Raw genomic sequence first — 12808 nt, 5'->3', positions numbered from 1 at the left:
TTTTTGTAATATACCCCCCCCCCTGAAGATCCCCCCTACCCCCTCCGCGGCCAGCTTCAAGTGTATATAAGAGACAGCCCCCCCCCCCCCCCCCCGCCGGTGCCGCCCCCGACGTGAACGGGCGGCGCCGGCGGGAACGGGCGCACTCCGGCTAGTTCGGGTTCTCCGCGTGGGTGAGCGTCTCCCAGGCCACGAACAGGTTGTTCGTGCCCCAGGGGCGCCGGCTCTCGGTCAGCGCCTGGGTGTTGGACATGGCGTAGCCCATGCGGTTGTTCAGCGCGTTGAACCCGACCTCGGTGATGGGGCCGAGGCCCAGCTGGACGTCGCCGCCGCACAGCCAGCTCGGCACGGCCGTTCCGCGCTCGTACGTCGAGTGCAGACCGAGGCCGTGCCGCAGCCGGTCGGCGATCTGCGGGTAGAGGTCCTGGCCCTGGATGCGGGAGGTCTCGGCCACGTGCGAGATCGCCGAGAGCCCGTACCCGGTGTGGACCCAGTCCCGGCAGGTCTCCTGCGCGATGCCGTTGACGAACGTCGTCTGGCCGTGCCAGTAGCCGATGATCTCGTCGCGGCTGTCCAGACCGCTGCCCGGCACCGTGCGTGGCGTGCCGCCGTCCGACTCGACGTAGAGGAATGCCGGGACCCGGTTCATGAAACGGGTCACGGCCCGGTCGTAGGCGGAGCGGTCCTCCAGGTAGACGGCGATGCCGATCGCCGCCTCCATCATCGACAGCTCCCAATTGCCGTTGCTGTTGGAGCCGTTGATGACCTCGGGCAGGTAGACGTTCCGCAGCATCGTCCCGAAGCGCCCGGCGTTCGGCCAGTCGCCGTAGGTGTAGCGGATGATCTCGGCGGCCCGCGGCCACACCGAGCCCGCCCAGCCGGTCTGGAGCGGGGCGTTGCTGTTGGTGTGGTCCTGGATCACGGCCGACCAGGCGTCCATCAGCTCGATGGCCTTGCGCGCGTAGCGGGCGTCCTGGGTGATGTACCAGGCCAGGGCGTTGGTGTACGCCGCGATGGCGTCCTCGCGCTCGTCGGTGCAGCCGTGGTTGGGGTTGGAGTAGGAGCCGCACTCCACGACGGCCCGGGGCCGGGCGGGGCGCGAGAGGTTGGCGTAGTTGGAGGACATCATCTGGTTGAACGCGTTCGTCCAGGGCTGCTCTCCGGCGTTCACCCGGGCGCGCACGAAGTCCAGTTGGGGCCGGCTGACCATCACCCCGGGGTGGGTGAAGGTCGCCGGGGCGGCCAGGGCCTCGGCCGGGGCCGGGGCCCGGGGCGGCTCCGCCGTCGCCGCCTGGAGCGGCAGGATCGACGCGAGCAGCGCGCCGACGGCGGCGAGCAGCACGGCGATCCGGTGTTTTCTGACCATGTGGGGGACGCCTTTCGTCAGGCTGGTTCACGTGACTGAACGAAGAACGTGCACGTGAACGGTCAATGGGCCTGACGGTAGGACTAGACCAATCAACCGTCAAGGTCCGTACCGCGGTTCCGGAACCGCGGTACGGACCTCATGGTGCGGAACGCTACAGAACGGCCGAGACCGCCGGGAACCAGCGGTCGGCGATCTTCCGGATGCCCGCGTCGTTCGGGTGGACGCCGTCACCGGTGTCGGTCGCGGTGTCGAACCCGGTCCACTGGTCCACCACCGTGATCGGCGACGGGGCCGTGCTCAGCCCGGCCGCCCAGCCGGGGATCGCCGCGTTCAGGTCGACGACCCGCTGGGGGCACGCCGCGCAACTGCTCGGCGCCATCGGGATGATGCGGGCGACGAGCACCGTGACGGCCGGGTTCTCCGCGCGCATCTGGCCGACGAGCGTGGTGTAGGCGGCGAGGATGGCCGAGGTCGAGCGGTTGCTCCAGACGTCGTTGGTGCCGAGGTGCATCAGCACCACGTCGGGCCGGGTGGCCGCGAGCCAGGGGGGCAGCTGGTTCTGGTCGGCCATGGTGGTCGCGAGGATCCCGCCGTGGCCCTCGTGCTCCCCGTCGTAGGGGAAGCCGCAGCCCTGGGCGCCCTGGGTGCCGACGAAGTCGACGTCCGTGTGGCCCGCGGCCTGGAGGTCCTGCCAGAGCAGGGCGCGCCAGCAGCCGGGCGAGCCGGTGATCGAGTCGCCGAGCGGCATGATCCGCACCGGCGCGGCCGAGGCGGCCGGCTCGGCGGCCCGCGCCGAGGGCGCGGCCAGGGTCACGAAGAGGGCGAGGAGGAGGGAGAGGACGAGGGCCGTTCTGGCAGGAAGCGGATGGCTGGTGACGAAGGACATGGAAGGCTCTCCAAGGCAGGTCGAAGTCCCGCCGGACGCGCGAGCCGTCCCTTGGGCCCGCGCACAGCCCCCTCCGGTGGCTCCGCTCATTCTCCCGGCGCCCGCGTCCCCGGCTCAACGGCGCAAAACGGCCAACGCGCGCGTGTGATCCGCGTCTCCCCACGCCCCCGGTGTCACACCGGCACGCCGCGCGCCCGTCCTCCCTGTACCGCGTGAGGCAACGCGAGAACACGAGAACGAGAACCCGAGAACGCGTACACGAACGCGAGAACGCAAGGGAGAGACATCCATGCTGGCGAAACTGTCCGGCTTCCTGCCACGGCGGCGCAGGGCCGTCCTCCTCGTGGCCGTCCTGCTCTCGCTGGCCGGAGGAGCGCTGAGCACCACGCTCTTCGACACGATGAAGGCCGGTGGCTTCGACGACCCGTCCGCCGAGTCGGGCCGCGCCGCCGAGGTGCTGAGCGAGACCTTCGGCCGCGACGACCCCAACCTCGCGCTCCTCGTCCACGCCGACTCCGGCGTGGACTCCCCCGAGGCCGCGGCGGCGGGCGCCGCGCTGACCGAGCGGCTGGCGGGCGAGGAGGGCGTCTCCGGGGTCACGTCCTACTGGCTGGCCGACCGCGCGCCGGGACTCCGCGGCTCCGGCGGCGACAGGGCGCTGATCCTGGCGGCGATCGAGGGGGACGACACGGAGGCGGGCAAGCGGCTCGCCGAACTGGAACCGTCCTACGAGGGCGAGCGGGAGGGCGGTCTCGACGTCGAGATCGGCGGCACCGCGATGATCAACAAGGAGCTGGGGGAGCTCAGCGAACGGGACGCCGTGCGCGGCGAGCTGATCGCGTTGCCCGTGATGCTGGTCGTGCTGGTGCTCATCTTCGGCAGCCTGATGGCGGCGGCGATCCCGCTGATCACGGGCGTCGTCACCATCCTGCTCTCCCTGGGCACGCTCTGGTGCCTGGCCGCGGTCACCGACATCTCGGTCCTCGCCGTCAACGTCGTCACGCTGCTCGGCCTCGGCCTGGCCGTCGACTACAGCCTGCTGATGGTCAACCGCTACCGCGAGGAGCTGGCCGCGGGCCGCGAGGGGGCCGACGCCATCCGCGTGATGATGCTGTCCGCGGGCCGCACCGTCGTCTTCTCGGCCGTCACCGTCGCCGTCACGCTGGCGGGACTCGCCTGGTTCCCGCTGCTCGCGCTGCGCTCCATGGCGTACGCGGGCATCGCCGTCGCCGTGCTGACGGCGGCCGTCACGCTGACCGTGCTGCCCGCCCTGCTGGCCGTCCTCGGCCCGCGCGTGGAGAGCGGCCGGATCCTGCGCCGCCGCGCGCCCGCCACGACCTCACCGGAGAACGGGTTCTGGCACCGGCTCGCCTCGTTCGTGATGCGCCGTCCCCTCCCCGTCGCCACCCTGGGCGTGCTGGTCCTGCTGCTGCTCGGCTCCCCGTTCCTCGGGCTGAGGATGGGCACCGCCGACGAGCGCGCGCTGCCCGAGTCGTCCTCCGGGCGGCAGGTCGCCGAGACGCTGCGCGCCGAGTTCGGCTCGGGCGAGAGCCAGGCGCTCTCCGTCGTGCTGCCGGGCGCCGACGCCGCCTCGCCCGAGGTCGCCGCGTACGCCGCCGGGCTCTCCGGGCACGACGGCGTGGCCCGCGTGGACGGCCCCGGCGGCTCCTGGGCCGACGGCGCCCTGGCCGCGGAACCGGGGCCCGCCCACGCCGGATACGCGGCGGAGGGCGGCGGCGTCCACCTCTCGGTGGTGCCCGAGCCCCTCGGCACCGGCGCCGTCGAGGACCTGGTGCGCGACATCCGCGAGGCGCCGGCGCCCGGCGAGGCGCTGGTGGGCGGTCAGGTGCCGGTCGCCATGGACGGCATCGACGCGATCGTGGACCGGCTGCCGCCGGCCGGGATCACGCTGGCCGCCGCGATGCTGGTGCTGCTGTTCCTGCTGACCGGGAGCGTGCTGCTGCCGTTCGTCGCGATGCTGCTCAGCGCGCTCGGCCTCACGGCCACCTTCGGGGCGCTGGTCTGGGGCTTCCAGGACGGGCATCTGGCCGGGCTGCTCGGGTTCACCGCCACCGGGGAGGTGGTCGGCACGGTGCCGGTGCTGCTGTTCGCGGTCGCGTTCGGCCTGGGCATGGACTACCAGGTGTTCATGCTCGCCCGCATCCGCGAGGAGTACGAGCGCACCGGATCGCCGACGGACGCCGTGGCGATCGGACTTGAACGCATCGGGCGCATCGTGACCGCCGCCGCGGTCGTGCTGTCGATCGTCTTCCTGGCGTTCCTGACCTCGGACATCTCGTTCATGCAGGCGCTCGGCGTCGGCGCGCCGCTCGCGGTGCTGATGGACGCCACGCTGATCCGCGGCGCGCTGCTGCCCGCCGCGATGCGGCTCGGCGGCCGGGCCATGTGGTGGCTGCCGCCGGGCCTGCGCCGGGCGCACGCCCGGTTCGGGCTGCGCGAGTCCGCGGCCGGGGGGCCGCGGACCCGTGAGGCGGCGGGCGCCGACCCGGCTCAGGACAGGTGCACCGGCATCCGCTGATAGCCGTGCGCCACGAAGGACTCGATCGGCGTCAGCTCCTCGCCGGCGAGCCGCACGTCGGGGAAGCGGTCGAAGAACGCGGGCAGCGCGATGCTCGCCTCCAGACGGGCCAGCGGCGCGCCGATGCAGTGGTGCGCGCCATGGCCGAACGCCAGGTGGTCGTGCGACGTCCGCGTGATGTCGAACGCGCCCGCGTCGGGCCCGTGCAGCGCCGGGTCGGTGCCCGCGGCCGAGTAGAAGATGAGGATCGGGTCGCCCTTCTCGATCACCACGCCGTCGTCGAGGGCGATGGTCTCGACCGCGTACCGCAGGGGGACCGCCGTCACCGAGGAGACCGCGCGCAGGGACTCCTCCAGCACGTCGTTCCAGCTCGCCTGCCCCTTGCGGACCAGCGCGAGCTGGTCCGGGTGGGAGAGCAGCGCGTGGATCGCGTTGCCCAGCAGGTTGACGGTGGTCTCGTGGCCCGCGGAGAGCGTCAGGAGGAGCGTGTGGATCAGCTCCTCCTCGCTGAGCCGGTCGCCGTCCTCGTCGCGGGTGGAGATCAGCAGGCTGGTCAGGTCGTCGCCCGGCCGCTCCCGCTTGAGCGCCACCAGCCGGGCCATCTGCTGGAGCTGTGCCTGGAAGTTGGCGAACGCCTCCTCGGGGGCCACCGAGGTCTTGAACGTCACCTCCACGCTGTCCCGCAGCTCGTCCCACTCCTCCTCCGGCACGCCGAGCAGCTCGCAGATCACGCGGATCGGCAGCGGGTGGTTGAACGTGGCGCGCAGATCGACCACCGCGCCGGGCGGCTCGGCGGCGAGCCGGTCCAGGAGGTCCCGGGTGATGGCCTCGACCCGCCCGCTCATGGCGCGGGTGCGGCGCGCGGTGAAGGCGGGCGTGACGAGCCTGCGCAGCCGGTTGTGCTCGGCGCCGTAGGCGGTGAACATGTTCTGGACGGCGACCCAGGAGTAGAGCGACCACTCCTGGGGGACCTCGCCGGCCATGAACGCCGGCCAGTGCTGCCGCGCGGACTTGGAGACCCGGGGGTCGGCCAGCAGCTTCTTCACCAGGTCGTGGGTGACGATGGCCCAGGCCCCGACACCGCCCGGCAGGACGACGCGGCTGGCGGGTCCTATGGCGCGGAGACGTTCGATGTCTCCCGGGATGTCGCGTGCGGTGGGGTCGAGGACGAACGGCTCACGTTCCACGGGTTGGTTCCCTTCTGATCGGGTGCGATCGGGGTGAAGCGGGCGGGAAGCGCGGTCAGGGCCCTGTGGAAGGGTCCCGGGCGCCACGTCAGCTGGTCATAGGGAACGGTGAGGCGGATGTCGCACAGCCAGCTGGTGAGCCGGTCGATCGCGGTGGAGGAGATCAGCACCGCGGGCTGCTTGACCGGGCAGGCGTGGGGCCCGGCGGCGAACGACAGATGGGCGCCCGTGTCCGACCTCGGGCCCTTGGGCAGGTCCGAGGGGGCGGTGTTGGCGGCGGCGTAGGAGATCAGAACGGGCGTGCCCTTCTGTATCCAGGTGCCGTGCAGGTCGACGTCCCGGCGCGGGAAGTGCGTCGAGAAGTTGAGCATGGGCGGGTTGTTCCAGAGCACGTCGGTGATCGCGTCGGTCGCGGTCAGCGCGCCGCTGGAGACGGTGCGGTAGTAGCGGTCGTCGGAGAGCATGCGGGCGAGCGCGTTGGCGATGAGGTTGGCCGTGGGCTCGTGCCCCGCGGACGTGGTCATCATGATCTCGTCGACCACCTCCTGCTCGGTGAGCTCGGCCGGGTGTTCCACCAGCCAGGAGGTCAGGTCGGCGCCCGGGGACTCGCGCCTGGCGGCGACCAGTTCGCGCAGGTAGGTGTCGTAGCTGACCAGCGCCTCGTTGGCCTCCTTCGGCGAGGTGGCCTCCATGAAGCCGGCCATCCACTTCACCACGCGGACGCTGTCCTCGTCGGGCATGCCGAACAGGGAGTTGAAGATCAGCAGCGGCAGGGCCCTGGCGTACTCGCCGACGAGGTCCACCTCGCCGCGGTCCGCGAAGTTCTGGATGAGCATGTCCGAGGTGCGGTGCACCAGGTCGCGCAGCGCGTACGGCTCGATCAGGCTGAAGCTGTCGGTGATCGCCTTGCGGTAACGGGCGTGCACCTCGCCGTCGTTGAACAGCAGGTTCTGCCGCCAGCTCAGCATGGGCGCCACCGGGCTGTCCGGCGGGAGGTTGTGCTGCCAGACGCGGGGGTCCTTGGAGTAGGTCTCGGGGTCCTGGAGGACTTCGAGGGCCGCGCGGTAGCCGATCACCAGCGTGGCGACGACGCCGGGGGCCAGTTCGACAGGGGCGCACGAGCCGTGCTTGCGCAGCTCGTCGAAGACGGCGTAGGGGTCGGCGGCGTACTCGTCGCTGTACAGCGGCACCGGCCGCGTTGCCTCGGTGGTCAAGACTGCTCCATGGCGGGAAGGTTCAGCAGGTGTTCCGCGAGCGCCAGCAGGGCGTTCAGCGAGGTGGCGCGGTCGCGGGCGTCGCAGGTGACCAGCGGCGTTTCCGGGGACAGGTCGAGCGCCTGCCGCAGGTCGTCCTCGGGGTAGGCGGGCGAGTCGGGGAAGTCGTTGAGGGCGACCGCGTACTGGATGCCCTGCTCCTCGATCATGCCCATGACCTCGTACGAGTCGGCTATGCGGCGCGTGTCGGCGAGGATGAGGGCGCCGAGCGCGCCCTGGGTGAGGTCCTTCCACAGGGCGTGGAAGCGCTTCTGGCCCGGGGTACCGAAGAGGCACAGCGCCAGGTCGTCGCCGAGCGAGATGCGGCCGTAGTCGAGGCCGACGGTGGTGGTCGTCTTGTCGCGCACCCCGTCCAGGTGGTCGACGACGGCGCCGGTGGCGGTCATGACCTCCTCGGTCTTCAGCGGCGGAATCTCCGACAGGGTGCGGATGATCGTGGTCTTGCCGACGCCGAACGGGCCACTCACGATGACCTTGACCAGCTGCTGGTCAGGGTTGCGCAGATAGATACCTCTACTGGAGGGCGCGGAGTCCACGGATCACCCTTTCAAGGAGTTGCGTGTCGAGCGGCTCGTCGGCGGGCACCGGGGTGGGCGCGCGCACGATCAGCAGCCCCTGGTCGAAGAGGTCGCTGGCGAGGACCTTGACGAAGCTGACGGGCAGGGAGAGGTGCGCCGCGACCTCCGCGAGCGGCAGCGCGCCCGCTCCGAGGATCTCCAGCACCCGTTGCCCGGCAGGGGACACATCGGAGGGAATCGTGTCGACGGCCGCCCGCAGCGCGGTCAGCCGGTCGAGGACGTTCCGGCTCGGACGGGTCCTGCCACCGGTCCACACATAGGGCGGAATGAGCCGCCGGTTCATCGAAACTCCCTTGTGTGAGGGGACACGCGTGCCGGGCGGCGGGCCCCGGGGCGGGGCCGCCGCGTCGACTCAGGCGCCGGAGGGGGAACGCGTCGCGTCGTCCCGGGGCGGACTCGCCATGGCCTTTCCGAGGGTCTGCACCTGCTTCTGCATCTCGTAGGAGACGCTGTCCATGGCCACGCCGGGCCCCGTGAAGACGGCGAGATAGGTGTTCTCCGCCGCCGGTATCACGAACACATAGCCGTCGAACGTCTCGACCATCACCTGCCGCAGCGCCGCCTCGCCGCCGTAGTAGGTGAGGCTGGTGCCCCGCGCCGAGGCCAGCAGGGAGGCGAGGACCGCCGAGAGCTTCTCCGCGGTCTCGTTGTCCAGGCCCGAGTGCGCCTCGAAGAACCCGTCGGCGGTGACCACCATGGCGTGCTGCACGTCCGGCACTTCGAGGATGGGGGTCAGGACGAAGGACAGGTCGAGCTTCGGTTTGGTCACGGGGACACGGGCGTTCATCGGCTATCCCTTTCGGAGTCGTCCTCGGAGTCAGGACCGGTGCCGGCCGCGGCGTCGGCGCCCTCGCCGGCGGCCTCGCGGGCACCCTCGCCGGCGGCCTCGTCGGTGTCCGCGGCGCGGCGCCTGCCGGTCTCGGCGGCGCGGCCCTGGGCGGTACCGCGCTGGAGGGCGCCCATCCGGGCGGCGGCCTCGTCGGGGTCGCGGAACCCGCGGCCGTCCGTGGAGCGCGAGGACCGCCGGGGGCGCTCGGGCTCGTCGGCGCCGCGCCGGTGCTGCCGCTGCGGCAGGCGCGGGGCCTCGTCCGGGTCGGGGACGGTGAGGGGCGCGGAGGGCGGCGTCATGGCGCGGGAGGCCGGTGCGGGCACGGGCTGGTCCTCCTCCACCCGGGTCAGCAGCTCGCTGGGGACGAACACCACGGCCTTGACCCCGGCGTACTGGGAGGGCTCGACGGAGACGCCGATGCCGAACTGGCGGCACAGCTCGCCGATGGCGGCGAAGCCGGAACGGGGCGGGTCGCCGAGCTCGGCGAGGTGGATCTCCTGGTCGCCGGCGAGCAGGCGGCGGGCCATGCCGAACTCGTCGGCGTTCATGCCGATGCCCGCGTCGTTGACCACGATCACCGCGCCGTTGTGCGCCTGGTGCAGCGCGACCTCGACGGGCAGCGAACCGTGCGAGTGGTGCACGGCGTTGGCCATCAGCTCGGTCACGACGATGGCCACCGGCTCGGCGGCGCGGTCCACGACGGCGACCGGCTGCGGCAGGTGGTCCACGATCTGCACGCGTTCATAGCTCGGGATGCGGGAGCTGGCGCCCATGACCAGCGCGCGCAGCGGCGACCTGGTGCGCACCAGACCGGCGCCGGCGCCGCAGACGACGCGGGTGACCTGGAGGCGGCGCAGGATCTGCTCGTTGAGGTAGTCGAGCCCGGCCAGCTGCTCGGCGAGGTCGGGGTCGTCGTACTTGTGCAGCAGCTCGTCCACGGTGGACTGCATCTGGTAGCACATGGTCTGGAGCTTGGTGGTCGCGCCGCGCATCGCCGCCTGGGCCGCGCCGTCCACGCGGCGGCGCTCGCTGGTCAGCGCGTCCGAGACGCTGGTGAGCACGCCCGCGAGCGCCTTGCCGCCGGAGCTCTCCCGCAGGTTCGGGTGGAGCAGCTCGGGGACCTTCACATGCGGGTGGCGCAGGGCCCTGGCCACCGCGGGCAGCCGCTGCTTGGCCAGGTGCTCGGCCTCCTCGGCCAGCATCCGGTCCCGGGCTGCCATCTCCGCCAGCTGCCCGCGCAGCGCGTCGAGTTCGGCGTCCATGGCCGAGAAACGCTGCCGCTGGCGGGCCTCCGCCCGGCGCTGAAGCCTTCGCTGGCGCAACCAGACGCCCGCGAGCAGCACCGCCAGCGCGCTGCCGGCCATCAGGCAGACGGCCAATGCCGCTGGTATCTCCATCGTGTCCACCTCATACGGTTAGGACAAACCCACAAAAGGCCGGCGCAAGGCATGGCAAAGCACTCTTCCGAGCAGCACGAACGCGCCCGCGAGGTGTCGTGCCAGCGCCCGCCAACCACCAGTGGGCTTCGGCCTGTTGCTGGTTCCGCCTAAGCGGCAGGCCGCAGTCAAGCAGGCGCTCGCGTGACTCCGCAAGCCGAACGAGTGACAATCTGTATGTAGGGTGAACACGTGGCAACCGACACTCAGGATTCCGCCTGGCGGGTTTTGCTCGGATATGTACGGCCCCACCGCCGGGCTCTCGTCATCGGCGCCTTTCTCTCCCTCGCCACCGGGGCGACCGGTCTCGCGCTGCCGCTGGTCGCCCGGGAATTGATCGGGAATCTGTCGGAGGACCGCTCGATTTCCGGCGCGCTGGTGCTGCTGAGCGTTCTCGTCGCCGCGAACGCGGCAATCGGCGCCCTCGGCGGATATGTGCTCCAGCGCACCGCGGAATCGGTGGTCCTCACCGCCCGCCGCTCCCTCACCTCCTATCTGCTGCGCCTGCGGATCTCGGGCGTCGACGCCAGCGAGCCGGGCGACCTCCTGGCGCGCGCCACCTCCGACACCACGCTGCTGCGCGCGATGACCACCGAGTCCCTGATCGGCTTCGGCACGGGCGGGCTGACGCTGATCGCGACGCTGGTGATGATGGGCCTGGTCGACGCGGTGCTCCTGCTGGTGACCATGGGCGTCATCGGCCTGACCGCCGTGGTGATCGGCCTGATCGTCCCGGTGATCAACCGGGCCAGCAAGCGCGCGCAGGACTCCGTCGGCCAGATGGGCGCCGCGCTGGAGCGCGTCCTCGGCGCGCTGCGGACCGTGAAGGCGTCGGGCGCGGAGCAACGGGAGCGGGTGGCCGTGCACCACGCCGCCGAGGAGTCCTGGCGGGCGAGCGTCCAGGCCGCCAAGTGGCGGGCCCTGGCCGGGAACACGGCCGGCCTGGCCACCCAGGTCGCCTTCATCACCGTGCTCGCCGTCGGCGGCGCGCGGGTGGCCACCGGCTCGATCGACGTCGGCACGCTGGTGGCGTTCCTCCTGTACGTCTTCTACCTCATGATGCCCATCCAGCAGGTGGTCGGCGCCATCACGCAGTACCAGGTCGGGGCCGCCGCCATCACCCGCATCCAGGAGGTGCGCGCGCTGCCGAGCGAGCCCGAGCACGCGGCCGTTCCGCGGCCCTCGGGCCGGGAGGAGCCCGCGGCCGTCACGTTCGAGGACGTCCACTTCCGTTACACGCCCGAGCTGCCCGCCGTGCACCACGGCGTGTCCTTCGCGGTCCCACCGCGCGGGATGACGGCGTTCGTCGGCCCCTCGGGCGCGGGCAAGACCACGGTCTTCGCGCTGATCGAGCGGTTCTACGACGCCACCGGCGGGCGGGTGCTGGTCGACGGGCGCGACGTGGCCGACTGGGACGTGGCGGCCCTGCGCGCCGCGATCGGCTACGTCGAGCAGGACGCGCCCGTGCTGTCCGGCACCCTCCGCGAGAACCTGGTGTTCGGCGCGCCGGAGGCGGGCGAGGCCGAACTGGCGCGGGCGCTGGCCACCACGCGCCTCGACGGCCTGGTCGGGCGGCTGCCCGACGGCCTGGACACGGTGGTCGGCCACCGCGGCACCAAGCTCTCGGGCGGCGAACGGCAACGGGTCGCCATCGCGCGGGCCCTGCTGCGCCGCCCCCGGCTGCTGCTCCTGGACGAGGCCACCTCGCAGCTGGACGCGGTCAACGAGGCGGCGCTGCGCGACGCGGTGGCGGAGGCGGCCCGCCACACCACGGTCCTGGTGGTCGCCCACCGGCTGTCCACGGTGACGACGGCCGACCGCATCGTGGTGATGGACGCGGGCCGCGTCCTGGCTGTGGGCACACACGCCGAACTCGTCGCGGGCAGCCCGCTGTACGCGGAGCTGGCGGCGACGCAGTTCCTCGCCACGGTGGCGTAGGGGCGCCCTTCCGGGGGAGGGCGCAGGGACACATGCTGGGGGTATGCGCATTGGATCGCTTGCTCACTCGGCGGGAGTGACCACGAAGACGGTCAGGTTCTACGAGCAGGCGGGACTGCTGCCGGAACCCCCGCGCACCCCTTCCGGCTACCGCGACTACCCACCGGAGAGCGCGGACCGCCTCCTCTTCATCCGCGGCGCCCAGGCGGCGGGCCTGAGCCTGGCCGCGATACGGGACATCCTCCTGATCCACGACAGCGGCCAGACCCCCCACGGCCGGGGCGCCGACCTGATCGCCTCCCAGCTGCGGCAGATAGAGATCAGACTCGAAGAACTGACGCATACGCGCAACGCGTTGAGAGCGATGGCCACGAGGGAATAGCCCACCGGCCGGGACAAGGCACCGCTCCGCGGAGGAACGCCGTCGCTCGCCGTCGTTCGCCCGCGGCCCGGCCTCGGCCCAGCCTCGGCCCGGGGCAACGGGACACTGCGCGGCGGAACGTTCCGGCTGGCCCGGGACGCCGCCTCAGGCCGTGGCACGCCAGGCGGGGTGCAGCCCGCCCAGGCGGGCTTCCACTCCGGTGGAATCCCCCGGCGAGGCAACAGGACACTGCACGACGGAACGCCACCGCTCGCCCACAGCCTGACCTCAGGCCGAGGCAACGGGACACTGCGCGGCGGAACGGCATCGCTCGCCCGGGGTGGGAGCTCAGGCCGGGGTGCGCCAGGTGGGGTGGAGTTCGTCCAGGAGGGCCTCCGTTCCGGCCGGGGG

General features: G+C 72.1%; 11 protein-coding genes. 3 read left to right on the top strand and 8 right to left on the bottom strand.

What is annotated here, in order from left to right:
• Nucleotides 1-151 precede the first annotated feature (151 nt).
• Both ADY01_RS23600 and ADY01_RS23595 read right to left on the bottom strand, forming a co-directional pair.
• Nucleotides 152-1366 (bottom strand): alginate lyase family protein, encoded by a 1215-nt coding sequence (locus ADY01_RS23600; protein WP_049577300.1) that lies wholly within the window; start codon nt 1364-1366, stop codon nt 152-154.
• A 154-nt stretch (nt 1367-1520) separates the two neighbouring features.
• Nucleotides 1521-2255 carry an SGNH/GDSL hydrolase family protein gene (locus ADY01_RS23595; protein WP_049577297.1) on the bottom strand — a complete coding sequence of 245 codons (735 nt, stop codon included), beginning with the start codon at nt 2253-2255 and terminating at the stop codon, nt 1521-1523.
• Between the two features lie 289 nt (nt 2256-2544).
• Here ADY01_RS23595 and ADY01_RS23590 point away from each other — a divergent pair, with 289 nt between their 5' ends.
• Nucleotides 2545-4794 carry an MMPL family transporter gene (locus ADY01_RS23590; RefSeq protein ID WP_078900543.1) on the top strand — a complete coding sequence of 750 codons (2250 nt, stop codon included), beginning with the start codon at nt 2545-2547 and terminating at the stop codon, nt 4792-4794.
• On the opposite strand, the gene ADY01_RS23585 is transcribed toward ADY01_RS23590, so the two are convergent.
• The 6 genes from ADY01_RS23585 to ADY01_RS23560 form a co-directional block, all read right to left on the bottom strand.
• Nucleotides 4767-5981: a cytochrome P450 family protein gene (locus ADY01_RS23585; protein WP_049577295.1), complete on the bottom strand. Its 1215-nt coding sequence runs from the start codon at nt 5979-5981 to the stop codon at nt 4767-4769. The genes ADY01_RS23590 and ADY01_RS23585 overlap by 28 nt on opposite strands.
• The gene (locus ADY01_RS23580; RefSeq protein WP_049577292.1) at nt 5906-7195 is read right to left on the bottom strand and encodes a cytochrome P450; all 1290 of its coding nucleotides are present in this window, start codon (nt 7193-7195) and stop codon (nt 5906-5908) included. The genes ADY01_RS23585 and ADY01_RS23580 overlap by 76 nt, the downstream gene beginning before the upstream one ends.
• Nucleotides 7192-7791: a GTP-binding protein gene (locus ADY01_RS23575; protein WP_234320371.1), complete on the bottom strand. Its 600-nt coding sequence runs from the start codon at nt 7789-7791 to the stop codon at nt 7192-7194. Before ADY01_RS23575 ends, ADY01_RS23580 begins: the two co-directional genes overlap by 4 nt.
• On the bottom strand, nt 7769-8116 hold the full coding sequence (locus ADY01_RS23570) for a DUF742 domain-containing protein (RefSeq protein ID WP_049577289.1): 348 nt from the start codon (nt 8114-8116) through the stop codon (nt 7769-7771). Before ADY01_RS23570 ends, ADY01_RS23575 begins: the two co-directional genes overlap by 23 nt.
• Nucleotides 8117-8185: 69 nt before the next feature.
• Entirely contained in the window at nt 8186-8620 is a 435-nt protein-coding gene (locus ADY01_RS23565) for a roadblock/LC7 domain-containing protein (protein ID WP_049577286.1), read from the bottom strand.
• Complete coding sequence (locus ADY01_RS23560) at nt 8617-10059, bottom strand: sensor histidine kinase (protein ID WP_199826293.1); 1443 nt, start codon at nt 10057-10059, stop codon at nt 8617-8619. Before ADY01_RS23560 ends, ADY01_RS23565 begins: the two co-directional genes overlap by 4 nt.
• Nucleotides 10060-10290: 231 nt before the next feature.
• Here ADY01_RS23560 and ADY01_RS23555 point away from each other — a divergent pair, with 231 nt between their 5' ends.
• A complete protein-coding gene (locus ADY01_RS23555; RefSeq protein WP_049577281.1) occupies nt 10291-12036 on the top strand; it encodes an ABC transporter ATP-binding protein in 1746 nt (581 codons plus the stop codon).
• A 76-nt stretch (nt 12037-12112) separates the two neighbouring features.
• Nucleotides 12113-12418, top strand: coding sequence for a MerR family transcriptional regulator (locus ADY01_RS23550; protein WP_234320370.1), 306 nt, complete (start codon nt 12113-12115; stop codon nt 12416-12418).
• The last annotated feature ends 390 nt before the right edge of the window (nt 12419-12808 follow it).

The sequence above is a fragment of the Streptomyces sp. SBT349 genome, from assembly GCF_001083795.1.
Taxonomy (GTDB): Bacteria; Actinomycetota; Actinomycetes; order Streptomycetales; family Streptomycetaceae; genus Streptomyces.
The sequence above is the reverse complement of the archived record's forward strand: the minus strand, read 5'-3'. Positions and strand labels throughout refer to the sequence as shown.